This is a genomic window from Rhizobium sp. 862_C5_N1_2, assembly GCF_051811205.1.
In the GTDB taxonomy this organism is placed as follows: Bacteria; Pseudomonadota; Alphaproteobacteria; order Rhizobiales; family Rhizobiaceae; genus Rhizobium; species Rhizobium leguminosarum.
On sequence record NZ_JBPWPT010000001.1, the window covers coordinates 2,088,297 to 2,105,986 of the forward strand.

Annotated in this window: 16 protein-coding genes; 9 read left to right on the forward strand and 7 right to left on the reverse strand. The window is 61.6% G+C overall.

Annotated elements, in window-relative coordinates:
- Positions 1-85: 85 nt before the first annotated feature.
- Positions 86-1,252, reverse strand: a complete 1,167-nt coding sequence (locus tag ACD590_RS10600) for a cysteine desulfurase family protein (RefSeq protein ID WP_439002530.1) — start codon at positions 1,250-1,252, stop codon at positions 86-88.
- 217 nt (positions 1,253-1,469) lie between these two features.
- On the opposite strand from ACD590_RS10600, the gene ACD590_RS10605 reads away from it, so the two are divergent.
- The gene (locus ACD590_RS10605; protein ID WP_003559715.1) at positions 1,470-2,147 is read left to right on the forward strand and encodes an alpha/beta hydrolase; all 678 of its coding nucleotides are present in this window, start codon (positions 1,470-1,472) and stop codon (positions 2,145-2,147) included.
- Between the two features lie 144 nt (positions 2,148-2,291).
- Positions 2,292-3,467, forward strand: a complete 1,176-nt coding sequence (locus ACD590_RS10610; RefSeq protein WP_168331548.1) for an acyltransferase family protein — start codon at positions 2,292-2,294, stop codon at positions 3,465-3,467.
- On the opposite strand, the gene ACD590_RS10615 is transcribed toward ACD590_RS10610, so the two are convergent.
- Together ACD590_RS10615 and ACD590_RS10620 are read right to left on the reverse strand one after the other, a co-directional pair.
- Positions 3,464-3,991, reverse strand: coding sequence for a GNAT family N-acetyltransferase (locus tag ACD590_RS10615; RefSeq protein WP_439002531.1), 528 nt, complete (start codon positions 3,989-3,991; stop codon positions 3,464-3,466). The two genes, ACD590_RS10610 and ACD590_RS10615, sit on opposite strands and share 4 nt — an antisense overlap.
- On the reverse strand, positions 3,988-5,106 hold the full coding sequence (locus tag ACD590_RS10620) for an anhydro-N-acetylmuramic acid kinase (protein ID WP_130652473.1): 1,119 nt from the start codon (positions 5,104-5,106) through the stop codon (positions 3,988-3,990). The genes ACD590_RS10615 and ACD590_RS10620 overlap by 4 nt, the downstream gene beginning before the upstream one ends.
- Positions 5,107-5,237: 131 nt before the next feature.
- Here ACD590_RS10620 and tyrS point away from each other — a divergent pair, with 131 nt between their 5' ends.
- The gene (tyrS, locus tag ACD590_RS10625) at positions 5,238-6,494 is read left to right on the forward strand and encodes a tyrosine--tRNA ligase (protein WP_130652474.1); all 1,257 of its coding nucleotides are present in this window, start codon (positions 5,238-5,240) and stop codon (positions 6,492-6,494) included.
- A 58-nt stretch (positions 6,495-6,552) separates the two neighbouring features.
- On the opposite strand, the gene ACD590_RS10630 is transcribed toward tyrS, so the two are convergent.
- On the reverse strand, positions 6,553-6,873 hold the full coding sequence (locus ACD590_RS10630; RefSeq protein ID WP_026188406.1) for a hypothetical protein: 321 nt from the start codon (positions 6,871-6,873) through the stop codon (positions 6,553-6,555).
- 222 nt (positions 6,874-7,095) lie between these two features.
- Entirely contained in the window at positions 7,096-10,494 is a 3,399-nt protein-coding gene (locus ACD590_RS10635; protein ID WP_130652475.1) for a YhdP family protein, read from the reverse strand.
- Between the two features lie 125 nt (positions 10,495-10,619).
- Here ACD590_RS10635 and ACD590_RS10640 point away from each other — a divergent pair, with 125 nt between their 5' ends.
- From ACD590_RS10640 to ACD590_RS10660, 5 genes are all read left to right on the forward strand, one after another.
- Positions 10,620-11,093, forward strand: a complete 474-nt coding sequence (locus tag ACD590_RS10640; RefSeq protein WP_018242176.1) for a peroxiredoxin — start codon at positions 10,620-10,622, stop codon at positions 11,091-11,093.
- Positions 11,090-11,917 carry a ferritin-like domain-containing protein gene (locus ACD590_RS10645; RefSeq protein ID WP_047621263.1) on the forward strand — a complete coding sequence of 276 codons (828 nt, stop codon included), beginning with the start codon at positions 11,090-11,092 and terminating at the stop codon, positions 11,915-11,917. Before ACD590_RS10640 ends, ACD590_RS10645 begins: the two co-directional genes overlap by 4 nt.
- Positions 11,918-12,022: 105 nt before the next feature.
- Positions 12,023-13,342, forward strand: a complete 1,320-nt coding sequence (locus tag ACD590_RS10650) for a peptidoglycan DD-metalloendopeptidase family protein (protein WP_439002532.1) — start codon at positions 12,023-12,025, stop codon at positions 13,340-13,342.
- A gap of 138 nt (positions 13,343-13,480) precedes the next feature.
- Positions 13,481-15,043 carry a DEAD/DEAH box helicase gene (locus ACD590_RS10655; protein ID WP_130652477.1) on the forward strand — a complete coding sequence of 521 codons (1,563 nt, stop codon included), beginning with the start codon at positions 13,481-13,483 and terminating at the stop codon, positions 15,041-15,043.
- Between the two features lie 7 nt (positions 15,044-15,050).
- Complete coding sequence (locus tag ACD590_RS10660; RefSeq protein WP_130652478.1) at positions 15,051-15,473, forward strand: NUDIX domain-containing protein; 423 nt, start codon at positions 15,051-15,053, stop codon at positions 15,471-15,473.
- Here ACD590_RS10660 and ACD590_RS10665 read toward each other — a convergent pair whose 3' ends face one another.
- Both ACD590_RS10665 and ACD590_RS10670 read right to left on the reverse strand, forming a co-directional pair.
- Complete coding sequence (locus ACD590_RS10665; protein ID WP_018072246.1) at positions 15,474-15,791, reverse strand: TfoX/Sxy family protein; 318 nt, start codon at positions 15,789-15,791, stop codon at positions 15,474-15,476. It lies immediately after the preceding gene.
- Between the two features lie 32 nt (positions 15,792-15,823).
- On the reverse strand, positions 15,824-16,318 hold the full coding sequence (locus tag ACD590_RS10670) for a flavin reductase (RefSeq protein ID WP_018242181.1): 495 nt from the start codon (positions 16,316-16,318) through the stop codon (positions 15,824-15,826).
- Between the two features lie 286 nt (positions 16,319-16,604).
- On the opposite strand from ACD590_RS10670, the gene ACD590_RS10675 reads away from it, so the two are divergent.
- A complete protein-coding gene (locus ACD590_RS10675) occupies positions 16,605-17,687 on the forward strand; it encodes an ABC transporter substrate-binding protein (RefSeq protein WP_130652479.1) in 1,083 nt (360 codons plus the stop codon).
- The last annotated feature ends 3 nt before the right edge of the window (positions 17,688-17,690 follow it).

Genomic DNA, 17,690 nt, shown 5'->3' on the forward strand with positions numbered 1-17,690 from the left:
GTCTTGCCCTTTATGTAAGAGGCCAAAAGGGACTTTTCAGCCCGATTGGCAAGCAGAAATTTGCGTTTCCGCAAGTTTTGACGGGTCAAGCCGCCTCGCCCGCCGACCTCCGCCGACAGGCAATCTTCGCGAAAGCCGCAATCGCCCTGTCGACATCGTCTTCCGTCGTCGAAAAGCCGAGCGAGATACGTAGCGCTCCGAGCTTGGCGTCACGTCCCATTGCCGTCAGCACGTGGCTTTCCCCGAGCCGACCGGATGAGCAGGCCGAACCTGCAGAAAGGGCAACGCCTTCGAGATCGAAGGCGATCTGCCCGGTCTCAGCCTTCAGCCCCGGCAGGGTGAAGAAGATCGTATTGGCGACGCGCTCGCCGCCCTCGCCGTGGATCATCACATCGGATGCCGCCTCACGCATGCCGGCTTCCAGCCGCTCGCGCAGCGCGTCGATCGTCGCATTGCGCGCCTCGAGTTCGTCGGACGCAGCTTCTGCCGCCGCGCCGAAGCCGATCAGCGCCAGAGAATTCTGTGTCCCTGAGCGGTGACCCCGCTCCTGCCCGCCGCCCTGGATCAGCGGCCTGGGCATCAGCGCCTCGCCGCGTGCGATGAGCGCGCCGGCCCCCTTCGGCCCACCGATCTTGTGCGAGGAGACGATCATGAAATCGGCGCCGATCTTCTCGATATCGAGCGCGATGCGGCCTGCCGCCTGAACGGCGTCGACGACGAAGAGCCCGCCATGGGCGTGGACGATCTTTGCCGCCGCCTCAACCGGCTGCACGATGCCCGTCTCGTTGTTGACGAGCATGATAGCGACCATCGGCAGGCCGGCGGCCTTGTCATGCGCATCAAGCCGGAGGCCGAGCGCATCGAGATCGACGATACCGGCTTCCGTCACCGGGATCTCCGTCATACTCTCCCTGGCGAAGCGGCCGCCTTCGCGCACAGCCGGATGCTCGATCGCCGAAAAATAAAGATGGCCGAGCCGAAGCGGCGTGCGGCCCATGCGGAAATCCGGTGTCAGCACCAGGTTAGCGGCTTCGGTCGCACCGCTGGTAAAGACCACATTGCCAGGACCGGTGCCGGCAAGTGCCGCCACCTTGCGCCGTGCGCCTTCGATGGCGGCGCGCGCGGCGCGGCCCTCTCCGTGCACGCTGTTCGGATTGCCAAACACATCGATGGCGCGCATGATCGCCGCGCGTGCTGCGGGGTGCAGCGGCGCTGTGGCATTCCAGTCGAGATAAAGGCGTGGCGGCGCCATGATCTTCAGTCCTGCGCTTGACGAGCTTGCTTCAGCGGCCGCGGTTCATTTTTCTTGAAATTTCCGCCGGGCTTGCCTTATGACACGTTCCACGATGCGTGGATCGCCATGCAAGTTTCGAATTGTTCTAAACTGCGTTTTAGAAAAGCTGACAACACTAGTCAAGTCATGTTGTCATCCAGCGCAGCGCAAACGCGAAATAAAACCCGGAGTACCAATGCCCGAAGTTATTTTCAACGGCCCAGCCGGCCGTCTTGAAGGCCGCTACCAGCCCTCCAAGGAAAAAAGCGCGCCCATCGCCCTGATTCTGCATCCGCATCCGCAGTTCGGCGGCACGATGAACAATCAGATCGTCTATCAGCTCTTCTACATGTTCCAGAAGCGCGGGTTCACGACGCTGCGCTTCAACTTCCGGGGCATTGGCCGCAGCCAGGGTGAATTCGACCATGGCGCCGGCGAACTCTCGGATGCCGCCTCGGCGCTCGACTGGGTGCAGAGCCTGCATCCCGATTCCAAGACCTGTTGGGTCGCCGGTTATTCCTTCGGCTCCTGGATCGGCATGCAGCTCCTGATGCGCCGGCCGGAGATCGAAGGCTTCATGTCGATCGCGCCGCAGCCGAACACCTACGACTTTTCCTTCCTGGCGCCCTGCCCCTCTTCTGGCCTGATCATCAACGGCGAAGCCGACAAGGTGGCGCCGGAAAAGGATGTCAACGGCTTGGTCGAGAAGCTGAAGACCCAGAAGGGCATCCTCATCACCCACCGCACCGTTGCCAACGCCAACCACTTCTTCAATGGCCAGGTGGAAACGCTGATGGGCGAATGCGAGGATTACCTCGACCGTCGCCTCAACGGCGAACTGGTGCCGGAACCGGCCGCCAAGCGGATTCGCTGACACCACAAAATCTCGGCCTCATCGATGCCGTGACGGTCCGGAACACCACCGGGCCGGATGTGTCAGAACAGATCACCTACCGTGTTGCAATGTATGTTGCAGTGCGGTAGGGTCCTCGCGATCCTAACAAAAGCGAGGTCCGCAATGACCAAGTCGTTCGGGGAAGTCCTGGATAAGTATAGGGGAATTGGTCCGGGGTTCGATTTTCTTCGAATAGGGCTCGCCTTTTCCATCGTATTGACCCATTCCTTTTTGTTAACCGAGAACAATGACTTCATCAGGGGGTCGGTATTCTGGTTTACTGAATACGCTCTTGTTCCGATGTTCTTCGCTTTGAGCGGATTTCTCATCGCCGGCAGCGCCCAGCGACTGAGCCTCCGGAATTTCCTGATCAACCGAGGCTTGCGCATCGTCCCGGCCCTTGCGGTCGATATCGTCGTCTGTTCGTTGATTATCGGGCCGATCATAACGGTCGTTTATCATTCCGAATATTTTACCGATCAGCGGTTTTTCAAATACTTCCTGAATATCGTCGGCTGGATCCATTACGAGCTTCCGGGCGTGTTCGAGAATAATCCAAGCCAGCGCGTCAACGGCGCTCTCTGGACGGTTCCCTGGGAGATCTTCTGCTACATCATCATGTCGTTCCTGATGATCACCGCGATCGTGAAGACGCGCTACAAGCTGCTCGCGGTGACGATCGCCTACATCGTCATCGGCCTTATCGTGCAGAAGATGCCCTATCTGTTACCTGATACAATCAAGCCGATCGCTCGCTTCCTGTTCATGAGCCGAGGCTCCCAGCTGATAACCGCCTTCATGATGGGCATCGTCGCCTTTCAGTTCAAAGCGGTCATTCCGCATTCCCGCTGGCTGTTCGCCGCCGCCTGCCTGATTTGCATCGTCGCCATTCTGACCCTGGACAGCCGGGCGACGGAGTCGGTGATGAACCGACCCCTGGTCATCACCTCTCTCGTTTACATCACCGTCTTCGTCGGCCTGTCCGAGGTGCCCATTCCGGCCTTTTTCAGGAAGGGCGACTATTCCTACGGCGTCTATCTCTATCACGACCCGTTTTTGCAGATCTGGATCAGCTCGTTTCCGTCGGTGTTTCTCTACCCGAAGTATGGTGCGCTGGCGCTCTATCTCGTCGGTCTGCCATCGGCTCTCGCCGTGGCGGTGCTGTCCTGGCATTTCATCGAGAAGCCGATCCTTGGCCTTCGCAAGAAGTTCTCGTTCATTGCTCAGGTCAGGGGCGTCGAGGATAGTAACCACGCTGGTCGCGAATCAAATGTCCGGCCGGTCGCGGTAAAAAGTTAGGGCATTGGCGGCCGCATGTCGGCGGTGAGTTCGAAAGCCGTGCCAAGCACTCCGTCGATCGGGATCGGCGCGCGTTCGCGCATGCCGATCTTTCTGAGGACGCGTTGCGAGGCGATGTTTTCGGGATGCGTGAAGGCGATGAAGCCTTGCGCAAACCGCCTTTCGAAGAACCAGTCGGCCAAGGCGCCCGCCGCCTCCGTTGCCAGGCCCTTGCCCCACGCCTCCTCGCGCAGGGAATAACCGAGTTCGAATTGCTCGCTCCTGAACTTCGAAATGCCGGCGCGGCCGACGAAGTTGCCGTCCTCGGCGAGGAGCTTGTATTTGGTCGTGCCGTCGCGCGCCTGCTCTTCGAACCAGCCCTTCAGCCGCTGCTCAGCCTTCTCGAGGCTCCACGGCGCATTGCCGGACAGATAGCGGCTCGTCGCCATCGTCGAATGCAGCTGCCGCACCAGGGCCGCATCGCCTTCGTCCCACATGACCAAGCTGAGCCGTGGCGTCTTCAGTATGACCCTCTGCTCTCTCATGGCGTTGCCACCACCCCGCCGCTGACGGGGACGCCCACTCCCGTTGTGCCGGGAAATGTCAACGGCAGCCCGTCCAGCGACCGGACGGCGAGATAGGCCCAGGCCTCGGCTTCCATCGCGTCGCCATCGAAGCCTGCCTCCTCGGCGCTCAGTACCTTCGAGCCAAACCTTTCGGCCATGACCGAAAATTCCGCCATCAGAGTGGCGTTCAGCCGCCCGCCGCCGCAGACGATATAGACCACTGGGGTCTCGGGCAGGAAGCTGGCGGATTTGATGATCGAGGCGGCGGCGACATGCGCCAGCGTCCGGGCGCCGTCTTCAAGGCTTGCTTCCTCGGGCCGAAGCGGCGCGAAATCGCCCCGATCGAGGGAACGACGAACATTGCCGCGAAAGAACGGGCTTTGCAGATAACGCTCCGCCAAGCTGGCAACGACCTTACCGCGCCCGCCGATCTCGCCGCCGGGATCATAAGTTCTGCCGGTCTGCATCTCCACCCACTGGTCGATCAGCGTATTGCCCGGCCCGCTGTCGAAGGCCGATATCCGGCCGTCCGTGCCGATAGAGGTGAGATTGGAGATGCCGCCGATATTGACGAAGCACACCGCCTGTCCCTGCTGCTGGAATTTTCCCGCAAGTGCTGCGTGATAGGCCGGCACCAGCGGCGCACCCTGCCCGCCATGGACCATGTCGTTGGCGCGCATGTCGTAGACCACCGGTATGCCGGTTCGGTGCGCCAGTTCCGGGCCGTCGCCGATCTGGATCGTCAATCCCTCATCAGGGCGATGAAGCACCGTCTGGCCATGGAAGCCGAGAACATCGACGCCATCGGCTAAAAGCTCGAAACGCTCCATGAATGCCGTAACGGCAATTACATGCCGTAAGGTCAATTCAAGCTCGATAGCACGAAGCTCAGCGGGCCTTTCGTTCCTGTCGCTCAGTGGACGTGCGATTTCCAGCGCCCGTTTGAGCTGCCCACGAAAATCGGCATCATAGGGCACGCCCATGAACGGCCCGCGCTCGATGAAGCCGCGACCGTCGGTCCTGATCAGCGCGACGTCGATTCCATCCATCGACGTGCCGCTCATCAAACCGATCGCGGTCCTGATGACATTCATGAGGCTTGCCTCCCATGCGATTCCCGGATGCACTTTTGTAAAAACAGTGCTAAACGCGCCGCGACAGATCAACAACAACGAACTTGCGTGAGGCCCGCACGGGGTAGCGCAGACACCAAGAGACGAAACCCATGTCCGAGTTCAAGTCCGATTTCCTCCGCACGCTGAAAGAGCGCGGCTTCATTCATCAGGTCTCCGATGAAAGCGGCCTCGATGACCTGTTCGCCAAGGAAACCGTGACAGCCTATATCGGCTTCGATCCGACGGCGCCCAGCCTGCACGCCGGCTCGCTGATCCAGATCATGATGCTGCACTGGATGCAGAAGACCGGTCATCGCGCCATCTCGCTGATGGGCGGCGGCACCGGCATGGTCGGCGATCCCTCCTTCAAGGAAGAAGCGCGCCAGCTCATGACCGTAGATACGATCGAAGGCAATATCGCTTCGATCAAGCGCGTCTTCTCCAATTACCTGAACTACGGCGACAGTCCGAAGGACGCGCTGATGATCAACAATGCCGAATGGCTGCGCTCGCTGAACTACCTCGAATTCCTGCGCGATGTCGGCAAGCACTTCTCGGTCAACCGCATGCTGTCCTTCGACAGCGTCAAGACGCGTCTCGACCGCGAACAGTCCCTGTCCTTCCTGGAATTCAACTACATGATCCTCCAGGCCTATGACTTCGTCGAGCTTGCCAAGCGCTACGATTGCCGCCTGCAGATGGGTGGTTCGGACCAGTGGGGCAATATCGTCAACGGTATCGATCTCGGTCACCGCATGGGGACACAGCAGCTCTATGCGCTGACATCGCCGCTGCTGACGACGTCATCCGGCGCCAAGATGGGCAAGTCGGCAACAGGCGCTGTCTGGCTGAACGCCGACATGCTCTCGGCCTATGATTTCTGGCAGTACTGGCGCAACACCGAGGATGCCGACGTCTCGCGCTTCCTGAAGCTCTACACCACGCTGCCGATGGATGAAATCGCCCGTCTCTCCGCACTCGGCGGCTCGGAGATCAACGAGGTCAAGAAGATCCTTGCGACCGAGGTAACGGCAATCCTGCACGGCCGCCAGGCCGCTGAACAGGCTGCCGAAACGGCACGCAAGACCTTCGAGGAAGGTGGCCTCTCGGAAAATCTCCCGTCGGTCGACGTGCCCGCCTCCGAGCTCGACGCTGGCATCGGCCTTCTGTCGCTGATCGTACGTGCCGGCCTTGCCGGTTCGAACGGCGAAGCGCGCCGTCACGTCCAGGGCGGCGCGGTCCGCATCAACGACGAGGCGGTCAGCGACGAACGCAAGATGATCGGCAGCGGCGAAATCACCGCCGACGGCATCATCAAGCTCTCGCTCGGTAAGAAGAAACACATCCTGATCCGCCGCGCGGCGTAAGCGGCTTTACCGAACAGATACCAAAGCCGGCGCCCGCGCCGGCTTTTTCTGTGCCTCACTATTCGGGTCGGCGAGCAAGATCATTCAGCTCCCCGTCGGCATTCCGCGTCATCTCGTTTGGTCTCCCGGAGAAGATAGCCGGCGGATCGACGCTTGAATCGGGCTTCACTCGCGACCACCAACTGATCGAGAAGATCGGCGGCGTCATCATCGCGTCGAGGGGAACCATGAGGACGTGGTCGGAACGGATGACCGCCTCTTGCGACTTCAGCCGCACGACCTTTTCCGCGGCAAGCGAAGTGTCGGCAATTGTCACAGCCATCATGGCGGCCGATGCGAAAGAAACTGTCCGGGCGCACTGCATCGCATCCTCCGACATTGCACCGACCGTTGCTTCCTGGCCGGGACAATATAGTACATCAGATTTTCCTAAAATAGGCAAAGCATCAATGTCGGACTTGTCAGGATAGGTCGGAATTGGCCTTGCCGAGAACGAACCCGCGCATTCCTCTGCTGCGATCCGGCAACAAGTCACACACCGGACGCTTTGTCGGAACCTTTTGCACCTGCCGGGATTTGCGACCTCCCGGCTTCACCCGCCTCACTGGAACTCAAAGATCTGCCGGAAAACGCCAGGCGCGATGATCGACAGCGGGTTGATCTGCAGGTTCGGCTGGTCGAACTTGCCTGTCAGCTTGAAGGTGATGCCGATCAGGCCGCGGTCGCTGCCATTGCCGAGAATGACGCCGATCAGCGGCAATTCGGCAAAGAGCCGGTTGAGGCCGTAGGCCGGCATGAAGGTGCCGGTCATGTCCATGTTGCCCTTGCGATCGCGCACGATGCCTTGGAAGGTTGCGCCGATCTGGTCGCCGCGCAGCACGCCGTTCTCGATGCCGACCATGCCATTGCGCGAGACGACACGGGCAAAGCCGCGCTGGAAGCGCTGCGACGAGGTATCGATATCGCGTTTGACGGCTTCGTTGAGGCTGCGCTGCTCATTTCCCACAGGTGTCGAAACGATCGACCGCAGGCGTTGTTCGTTGACGATCGCGAAGCGGCGCACGTCGAGCGAGCCATCCCAGCCGCCCTCTGCCCCCAGCCGGATCGCCAGATTAAGCAGGCCGCCCTGCATGTGCTGATAGAGATCGGCGAAACGTGACACCGCGCCGGCATCGCCACTGGTGATGTTGATGACGCCGCCGTCCTTCATCTGGCTGACCACGGCCTCGCCGCTGTCGGTAACGGCGGAGAAATTGAGCGCCTGCAGCTTGTCGCCGCGCAGTGATATTTGCGCCTGGAAATTGCCGACCTTCTCGTCATTGAAGCCGATGACATTTTTCAGCCTGGCACGCACCGATACGCCGGTGTCGCCGGCATCCCCATCATCATCGCCGTCCGAGCCCGATTTCAACCGCGCGATGACCGGCCGCGCATCGGCGCTGTCGCCGGAGACCGAGACGTCGAAATTGCCCTTGCTACGTTTCACCGACAGGGCGAAATCGTCGAGCGAGGACAGCTTGACGCTGTCGAAATCAGCCGAGATCAGCCCGCCTTTGCCAATGTTCAGCGATCCGTTGGCGCCGAAACCATCGCCCTTCAGTCGAAAATTCTTGATCTGGGTATTGTCGGCCGGGCCGGACGTTTCGAATTCGGCCGTGGCGGCAATGCCGCTGCCCTTCGACCAGCCGATCCAAGGCAGTTCGAGCAGCGACTTGGTGAGGTCGAGCTGGACGTCCTGCCGGTCGTCGTCGATCCGCGTCAGCACCATCTTCACGCTGCCGCCGACGATGCCGGAAAGGCCGGGTATCAGCTTGTTGCGCTGGTCCTCGGAAAGCGTCGCGGTGATCACCCGCTGCCGCACCGCCGTGTCGGATGCCTCGACCGGTTCGGTAAGGTCGATATCGGCCGGGACACCGTCGATCTGGGCCTTGGCGTCGAGCGTGATCCGTTTCGGATTGCCGTTCAGCGTGCCGTCGAGATTGCTGATCGTGCGGCCGGAAAACGGCTTGGCAAGATCGATATCGGTGAGCTTCATTGCCGCCGTCCATTCGGCCGGCGGCGGGTTTTGCGAGGAGAGCAGACCGAAATGCGCCTTCACATTTGCCTCGATCCGGCCCTTGAGATCGTCGGGCGTAAAGCCGGCGCGCTGCAGCACCCGGATCGGCCTGTAGGTCAGAAGCTCGCCAACGGCGTCCGCCGCTCCGGAGACCGCAAGATCGATATCGGCCATCAGAGGTTTATCGTAGGTGGCAGGCAAGATGAACGTCCCCTGCCCGAGACCGACGGACCGGCCGGAGGGGAAATAAGACGTGCCGCTCTTGATCGCGATCGTCGCAACCGGGCCGGTCAGGTCGAAATGTGCTGACGTGTCGCGGATCGGCGGAATGTCTCCGGCAACGTTCATCCGCGCACCCGTGATGTCGAAGCCGATGCGGATCTGGTTGGCGTCAAGCTTCAATCCCTTGCCGCCGGCTGCCTCGTCCAGCCTGCCTAAGGGAATGAAGACGGAAATGGCGGCATCGGTGACGGTGCCGCCGAAGAGATTGCCGTGCACCCAGTTGCGCACCTTGGGCGCCATCCAGAACGGCCAGAGCTGCTTGATCGCTATCGTCTGCAACTGCGACGACTGGCCGGCGAAGCTGATCTCCGGTGATTTGTCGCCGAGCTTGACATCAAGTGATCCGTAGAGCGCCCCAAGCGGGCTGGAAACCGTCATGTTGGGAAACTGGAATTCGCGGCCGGCGACCATGTAGCGCCCCGTCGCCTGGATGTCGAAGGAGAGCGGCTGCTCGCCGGAGCCGCCGGGGGCTGCCGTGCCGCCGCTGACGAGCAGGTCGATGCCGAAGCCTTTGCCGGCCTGCGGGTCGAGCTTGTCGAGATCGATCAGGGCGCCGTTGATGGGAAGCGTGGTCGCGCCGAATCGGGCGTTCGACCTGGCGATCTCGAGCGTCTGCTTGGAGAAATCATAGACGAGATTGATTTGGCCGCCCGACAGCTCCTGTGGATCGCCATCCGCATAGATCTGGCCAGGATCGATGTCGATCGTCGCCGCAAGCGCCGGCGGCGCCCCATCGCGCGCTCTGGTGGCCGACACCGTCAGGTCGACAAAAGCGCTGAGCCCCTGCCGGATCACGCCCTGATCGTTGCGTTTCAGCGCAAAGGGCGTGAGGTCGGCATGCTTCAGCGTCGCCACGACCTTCGACACGTGGCCGTCTTCCTTCTCGGCCAGCATGTCGAGCTCCGCCACCTCGCCGTTGAGCGCGACTTCGCCGGTCAATTGCAACGAGGACGGGCCGGCATGGGCAAAGACGAGATTGTCGATGACAAGCGACAGCGGACCGTTGGCGGTATCGGCAAGCTTGATGTCGATGCCGGAGATACGCACCGAATTCGTCGAGCCGCGCGTCACAATGCTGTCGAACATGTCGAACTGCGAGAAGATCCTCTCCATCGCCCCCGGTACGGCGTCGATGCGCAGATCGTCGAGCTTGACGGGATTGCCGGAGGGCAGAAGCGCGGTATCGAGCGCGATATCCTCCGCTTCGATATCCGCGACGGCGATGCGGCCGCGGAAAAGCTGCAGCGGATCGAGCCCCAGCCGCACCGAACCCGTCGTCGACAGGTGCTGGCCGCTCTCCTCGTCGATCATGTTGACGTTGCGCGCTTCAAGCGCCAGCCGAAAATCCGAAGTGAAGCGGATGACGGTGGAGCCGACCTCAGCGCGGTAGCGCGGTCCGGCCACACCATTCAGCGCCGCCTGAGCCTGCTGCGACAGCGGCTTGTCGAACATGCCGCTCTCGACGGTGAAAACGATGCCAGCGAGAATAAGGAGAATCAGTCCCAGAAATCCTGAGGTCAGCTTCGCCGTGCGGCGCATCGGCGAACGCGGCGGCGGGCAATGAACGATGATCGGATCCTCGGCCTGGGCGGACGGCAAGCGGTCCAGCGCAACGATATCCTTCTTGCGAAACGTGACCTTTTCGCCGCGGATGGCTGACATGCGCCCTCGGGCTCTCCCTTTAAGTGAAGAATTGAACCCGGCCATGCTGGACGGGTATCCGTCCACTATATAATTCGGGGAGAGAAAGTGTCATCCACAAACCCGGCAAAAGAAAGGTTTTCCCAATGGCGGTTCCCGGCATCGGCGTCTCGGCCCCTGATTTCAACCTTCCCCGCGACGGCGGCGGCCGCGTCACGCTGGCCGAATTCCACGGCAAGCCGCTCGTATTGTTCTTTTATCCCAAGGACGACACGACGGGCTGCACCGCAGAATCATTGGCTTTCACCGCGTTAGCAAGCGAGTTCGAAGCGGCCGGTGCTGCCGTCATCGGCATGTCGCCCGATTCGGCCGCCTGCCATGACAGGTTCATCAAGAAGCACCGTCTTTCGGTGGCGCTTGCCTCGGACGAGGAAAAGACGACGCTGCAGGCCTATGGCGTCTGGAAGGAAAAGAGCATGTACGGCCGCAATTTCATGGGCGTCGAGCGTACCACCTTCCTGATCCGCCAGGACGGCACGATCGCCACCATCTGGCAGAAGGTGAAGGTGCAGGGCCATGCCGAAACCGTACTCGAGGCCGTGAGGAATCTGGCGGCGTGACCGGGCATCTGGCGATAAGCTCGCTGCGCGGCGGCGCCATCGATGCGATCAGCTCGGCCGATCTCGACCGCAAGACGGCACTTGCGCAGGAAAGCGCCACCCGCTGGTTCGCCCGCCGGGTGTCGCTGCGCTCGCCACTCGATGCAGCCCTGCCCGACAGGCCCGGCCGGCCCGACAAACCGGTGCTGACGCCGCCGACCCAGGTGGAGAAGCGCTCGCTGCATACGCTCAAAGGACGGATCGCTCTGCTCCACGCCATCGCCCATATCGAGCTTAACGCCGTCGATCTGGCGCTCGATATCGTTGCGCGATTCGCGACTGAGCAGGTGCCGAATTCCTTTTTCGACGGCTGGATGCAGGTCGCCTTCGAGGAGGCGAAGCATTTCCGCATGGTGCGCGCCAGGCTCAAGGATCTCGGTGCTGATTACGGTGACCTACCCGCGCATGACGGGCTTTGGCAGGCCGCCCATTCGACGCGCAACGACCTGACGGCAAGGCTGGCCGTCGTGCCGCTGATTCTGGAAGCCCGTGGCCTCGACGTTACGCCGTCGTTGCAGACAAAGATGCGCCAGACCGGCGATCTCGAAAGTGCCGATGTCCTCGACGTCATCTATAACGACGAGAAAGGCCATGTCGCCGTCGGCGCCAAATGGTTCCGCTTCCTCTGCGCCCGCGAGAAACGCGACCCGGCAAAAGCCTTCCAGGAGCTGGTACGGGCCAATTTCCGCGGGCCGCTGAAGCCGCCCTTCAACGACCTTGCCCGCGCCGAAGCCGGGCTGACGCCGTCCTTCTACAGATCGTTGGCATCGATCAGCCACGCTTGAAGTCACTGAAATTTATGATGCGACGGCGGCAATGAAAGCATTCATTAACCATAACAGTGTCTAATTTTCCGAAAGAGGCGTAGAGCATCAATCGGGAGAGCCTGCGTGAACAACGGACATCAGCACCGGGTATTCGGCAGGCGGGCACAGGAACATATCCTCATCCTGGCAAGCGGTGACAAGGTTCGCCATATGACGGTCCGGCCCTGGATGGCTGCGGTGGCCTTCTGCTTCCTCGGCGTCTTCTCGATCGGCTACCTCTTGGCCACGTCCTATCTCGTGCTGCGCGACGACCTGATCGGCGCCACCATGGCCCGCCAGGCCCGCATGCAGCACGACTATGAAGACCGCATCGCTGCCCTCCGCGCGCAGGTCGACCGCATCACCTCCCGCCAGCTTCTCGACCAGCAGGTGGTCGAAGACAAGGTCGACAAGCTGATGGAGCAGCAGATGGCGCTCACCTCGCGCCATGGCAAACTCGACAATCTGCTCGACCGGGCCGAAAGCTCCGGCCTGACGGAAAAAGATGGCGCCCTGCCTGCGCCGTCCTCGCCCGTTCAGTCCTATGCGCCTGATATCAAGGACAAGCGTGCTTCACTCACCGGCGGCGGCATCGAGGCGATCGAGAAACAGCTGGCAAGCGGCGCGCCCGCCGATGCGACGCCCGACAATTCGACGCTTGCCTATGTGCCGGCGACCGACACGGTCGGCGACCGTGCCGACCGCATCTTCTCCAAGGTGACGCTATCGCTGAAAGATGTCGAACAGGACCAGCGCAGCCGTGTCGAACAGCTGACGAGCGATGCCGGCAATGCCGCCAACGCCATCGAGACCGTGCTGACCCACTTCAAGATTCCGATGCCCGAGACCGCCGCCAAGAAAGACGATGACGATGCCGTCGGCGGCCCCTATGTCGAGCCCGAAAGCAACGACGACTTCAACAATTCTCTGGTCGCGCTCGACGGCGCGTTAACCCGTCTCGAAGAGGTGCGCAGCACCGCCGAATCCCTGCCTTTCCGCAATCCCGCTATCGGCAAGGACGTGACGAGCCCGTTCGGCAATCGACGCGACCCTTTCCTCGGCCGCCTCGCGCTCCATTCCGGCATCGACTTCCGCTTTTCGCCGGGCGAAAGGATCCGCCCGACGGCCCCCGGCAGGGTGATTTCGGCCGGTTGGACCGGCGGCTACGGCAACATGGTCGAGATCGATCACGGCAACGGCATCTCGACGCGCTACGGGCATATGTCCCAGGTCCTGGTCAAGGTCGGCGACACGGTCGATCGCGATGACGTCATTGGCCTTGCCGGTAGCACCGGCCGCTCGACGGGCACGCACCTGCATTATGAAGTGCGCCAGGACGGCCACGCGGTCGATCCAGTATATTTCATGAATGCCGGCCTTAAACTCGCCACCTATATCAAGTAACTCCTGCCCGGTAACCAACGCTTCACTCTGCAATGGGTGCGGCGTCTCTATTTCTTGACTTGCCGGCCATTCGGGGCTATGTCGCGCTGCATTGCGGCATGCAATCCCGCCGACTCGTTCAGAGCTCGGCCGAACGGAATGGAAACAGTTTTCCCTTTGACGACATTTGCTGACCTTGGCTTAAGCCAAAAAGTGCTATCCGCTGTTACGGACGCGGGCTACACGATCCCAACGCCTATTCAGGCGGGCGCCATCCCGTTTGCGCTCGAGCGCCGCGATATTTGCGGCATCGCGCAGACCGGCACTGGCAAGACGGCATCCTTTGTTCTGCCGATGCTGTCGCTTCTGGAGAAGGGCCGTGCGCGTGCGCGCATGCCCCGCACGCTGATTCTGGAACCGACGCGCGAACTCGCCGCTCAGGTCGCCGAGAATTTCGAGAAATACGGCAAGAACCACCGCCTGAACGTCGCCCTTCTGATCGGCGGCGTTTCCTTCGAGGACCAGGACCGCAAGCTCGAGCGCGGCGCCGATGTGCTGATCTGCACGCCCGGGCGCCTGCTCGACCATTTCGAGCGCGGCAAGCTGCTGATGAGCGGCGTCGAGATCCTCGTCATCGACGAGGCCGACCGCATGCTCGACATGGGTTTCATCCCCGATATCGAACGCATCGCCAAGATGATCCCGTTCACCCGCCAGACGCTGTTCTTCTCGGCAACCATGCCGTCGGAGATTCAGAAGCTCGCGGACCGCTTCCTGCAGAATCCAGAGCGCATCGAGGTCGCAAAGCCGGCTTCCGCTGCCGCGACCGTGACTCAGCGCTTCGTCGCTTCGCACGGCAAGGATTACGAGAAGCGAGCGGTTCTGCGCGAACTCGTCCGCGCCCAGACCGAGCTCAAGAACGCTATCGTCTTCTGCAACCGCAAGAAGGATGTCGCCGATCTCTTCCGTTCGCTTGAACGCCACGGCTTCTCCGTCGGCGCCCTGCATGGCGATATGGACCAGCGCTCCCGCACGATGACGCTGCAAAGCTTCCGCGACGGCAACCTCCAGCTTCTGGTTGCCTCCGACGTCGCCGCCCGCGGCCTCGACATTCCCGACGTCAGCCACGTCTTCAATTTCGACGTGCCGATCCATTCCGAGGATTACGTCCACCGCATCGGCCGCACCGGCCGTGCCGGCCGCTCGGGTGCCGCCTTCACCTTGGTCACCAAGCGCGATACCAAATTTGTCGACGCCATCGAGAAGCTGATCGGCGAAAAGGTCGAATGGCTGAGCGGCGACCTGAATTCCCTGCCACCGGCAGAAGAAAGCCGGGAAACTGAACGCCCGCGGCGCAACAGCCGCGAGCGTGGTGCCAGAGATGGCGCAACCCGAGATCGCGCGCCGAGAGAGAATGGCGACAGGGATCGTGGCCGCGGACGCGGCAGTCGCAGCGCTGCGAGTCATAAATCTGACAACGACATCCAGGATAATGGCGTAGACGTGATCGAAGCAGCACCAGTAAAGGCCGACATCGTGAAGAACGAGCGCAAAGCAGAGCAGAAGCCGCAGAACAATGCGCGTAACAATCGGCCTTACCCGGCAAATGATGACAGCCGCGACCGCCGCCGTCATCGCGATCACGACGACGGCCCGACCCCGATCGGCTTCGGCGATGATATCCCCGCCTTCATGCTGATCGCCGGCAGCGCCAAGGTCTGAACTTCCAATGGGCAGGCCCGGTATTGATTTTCCGGGTCTCGGCGTCGGCTTGGTGATTCTGCGCGACGCCAGGATCCTTCTCTACAAACGCATGCGTCCACCTGAAGCCGGCTATTGGAATATCGTCGGCGGCAAGGTGGATCACATGGAGCCGGCTGAGGAAGCTGCGCGCCGCGAGGCCGAAGAGGAAACCGGCCTGACGATCGGCCGCATCGAGCGCCTCTGCATGAGCGAGCAGATCATCGAGGCCGATCGCCAACACTGGATTTCGATCCTCTATCTCGCCCATGACGTCGACGGCGAGCCGCAACTGACCGAACCGGACAAGCTTTCGGATTTCGGCTGGTTTCCTCTGACCGATCTGCCCGAGCCGCTGTCGGCCTTCACCAAGGCTGCCATAGCAGCCTTGCCGGCCGCCGAACGCGGCTAGTCATTCGGCGCGAAGCGACGCCTCATAGGCAAGCCGCACCCATTTCGCCATTAGATCGGGATCATCGTAGGCCTCGTCGGGGATTGACCAGTAGGGCATCTTCACCGGCTTGCCGTTCTTGCCCTCATACGTCCATTGGGTGGCACCGGCAGCGGCAAATTCCGGGGCGCTCGTCTCGTCGGCCTTCAGCAGCATCTCGTCACGCACTTCAAGCGCGATGATGCGCCCGAGATGATAGATGCCTTTGCCGCCGAACATGCGCTTGACCGTCACGGGGCCAAGCCCCTGAAACATTTCCTCGATCCCGGCATTGTCCATTCGCTATTCCTTCGAAATCCCGGCCACTCCAATCACAGCGCGTGATAATCCCGGTTCAGATAGATGAGCGCCGGGTGTTTTTCGCTGAATCGGACGGCCGCGACCTCGCCGAAGATGACGTTGTGCGTCGGCAGTTCCTTGATATCGATCACCCGGCAATCGAAGGCGGCAAGCGCGTCGGCGAGCACGGGCGCACCGGTGGCAAGCATCTCGAAACGGGCGCTGGCGAAACGGTCGTCATTGGCAAGCGACGTGCGCCCGGAAAAGGCATCAGCAACGCCCTGATGATGGGCGCCGAGCGTGTTCAGCGCGAAAATGCCGCTGCGAAAGAAGATCTCGTTCTTCGGATTGGTGTTGTTGAGGCAGACCAGCACCGAGGCCGGATTGTCCGAAACCGAGCAGGCGGCCGTGATGGTGACGCCGCGGCGCAGCTCGCCCATCGCCGTCGTCACGAGCTGTACATGGCCGGCATAACGGCTCATGGCATCGCGATAAAGGCCAGGGTCGATATGCTGCCTGTTCAACACCTGCTTCTCCCGTACGCGCTTATTCTGCCTACTGCATAAATCCTTAAATCGGAATCGATTTAAGGACAAAATTATGCAGCCATTCAAAGTGCTACAGCGTCGTTTGCGCGCCTGAAAGGACGCGCGGCGCTGTAGTTCGACTTGCTATCGCGCCAATATGGCGAGCATCGGTTACCTTTTCTACAATAGGACCGGTGAAAAGCGCTGTGTTGCGCTTGTTTTTCTTTGACGATCGCGGCCTTGCGGATAAAAGGGCATGGACGATGGCTAGGGATCTCCGCCTTTCATGATCAACCTGCGTGGCATAGCAGCCTGTCTGGCGCTGCTGGGAGCGGCGGCGCAAGGCCATGCGGCCGGCGTGACAATCGGCGTCGTCGCCCCCCAGAACGGCCCGCTCGCCCTGCTCGGCGCCCAGATTACCGCCGGTGCCGGCTTCGAGATTCAGCAGTCAGAAAATACCCTCGTCGCCATCAACGAGACCTGCGAGGACAATAGTGGTGCTGCGGTCGCCGATGCGCTTGTCAATGCCAAGGTGCAGGTCGCGATCGGCTTTCTCTGTAGCGAAACGCTGGAAGGCGCGCTGCCGAAGCTGAAGGACGCCAGCATTCCCGCGATCACCGTCTCGGTGCGCTCCCGCATCCTTATGGAGGATGCGTTGAAGAACGGCTGGCCGCTCTTCCGGGCAGCACCCGCCGACGGTGCCGAGGCGGCAAAGATCATCGAGGCGATCCTGAAGGACTGGGCCGCCGATCCGATCGCCCTGATCGAGGACGGCACCATTCATGGCCGCGAACTGACGGAAGCGGTGCGCAATGCGCTGGAGCAGAACGGCCTGAAGCCGGTCTTTACCGATACCTACCGGCCAGGACAGGAGCAGCAGATTGCCCTTGTCCGCCGCCTGAAACGGGCCGGTGCCACCAGGGTCTTCATCGGCGGCGACCGCAACGACGTCGCCGTCATCGCCCGCGATGCCAAGGCTGAGAATATCCCGCTGTCCATCCTCGGCGGCGATGCCATGCGCGCTGCCGACCAGCCGCTGCCGCTGAATGAAGGCGTGCGCGCTGTCGCCCTGCCCGAATACGCCGTTCTACCGGAAGGCACGGCTGCGGCCGACGCGCTGCGCGCCAAAGGCATCGAGCCGGAAGGCTATGTCCTGCCGTCGCTGGCCGCGGCACTCATTGCCGGCCAGGCGGGGCAAGCCGCCGCTGCGGCGGGCAAGCCCCTGCAGGAGACGCTTCTCGGCACGACATTCCAAACGCCGGTCGGCGCCATCGTCTTCACCGATGCGCATGAGCTTTCGCAAAACCCCTACCGCCTGCTCGAATGGCGGGGCAACGGCTTTTTTCCACCTGGCGCGCCGACACAATGAGCG

What these genes read in the sequence shown, in the direction of transcription:
- ACD590_RS10635 (WP_130652475.1), bottom strand. Translation starts at nt 10,494, where the DNA reads ATGTCAGCCATCCGCGGCGAAAAGGTCACGTTTCGCAAGAAGGATATC.
- ACD590_RS10665 (WP_018072246.1), bottom strand. Translation starts at nt 15,791, where the DNA reads ATGGACAATGCCGGGATCGAGGAAATGTTTCAGGGGCTTGGCCCCGTG.
- ACD590_RS10600 (WP_439002530.1), bottom strand. Translation starts at nt 1,252, where the DNA reads ATGGCGCCGCCACGCCTTTATCTCGACTGGAATGCCACAGCGCCGCTG.
- ACD590_RS10605 (WP_003559715.1), top strand. Translation starts at nt 1,470, where the DNA reads ATGCCCGAAGTTATTTTCAACGGCCCAGCCGGCCGTCTTGAAGGCCGC.
- tyrS (WP_130652474.1), top strand. Translation starts at nt 5,238, where the DNA reads ATGTCCGAGTTCAAGTCCGATTTCCTCCGCACGCTGAAAGAGCGCGGC.
- ACD590_RS10610 (WP_168331548.1), top strand. Translation starts at nt 2,292, where the DNA reads ATGACCAAGTCGTTCGGGGAAGTCCTGGATAAGTATAGGGGAATTGGT.
- ACD590_RS10615 (WP_439002531.1), bottom strand. Translation starts at nt 3,991, where the DNA reads ATGAGAGAGCAGAGGGTCATACTGAAGACGCCACGGCTCAGCTTGGTC.
- ACD590_RS10640 (WP_018242176.1), top strand. Translation starts at nt 10,620, where the DNA reads ATGGCGGTTCCCGGCATCGGCGTCTCGGCCCCTGATTTCAACCTTCCC.
- ACD590_RS10660 (WP_130652478.1), top strand. Translation starts at nt 15,051, where the DNA reads ATGGGCAGGCCCGGTATTGATTTTCCGGGTCTCGGCGTCGGCTTGGTG.
- ACD590_RS10620 (WP_130652473.1), bottom strand. Translation starts at nt 5,106, where the DNA reads ATGAATGTCATCAGGACCGCGATCGGTTTGATGAGCGGCACGTCGATG.
- ACD590_RS10655 (WP_130652477.1), top strand. Translation starts at nt 13,481, where the DNA reads ATGGAAACAGTTTTCCCTTTGACGACATTTGCTGACCTTGGCTTAAGC.
- ACD590_RS10630 (WP_026188406.1), bottom strand. Translation starts at nt 6,873, where the DNA reads ATGTCGGAGGATGCGATGCAGTGCGCCCGGACAGTTTCTTTCGCATCG.
- ACD590_RS10675 (WP_130652479.1), top strand. Translation starts at nt 16,605, where the DNA reads ATGATCAACCTGCGTGGCATAGCAGCCTGTCTGGCGCTGCTGGGAGCG.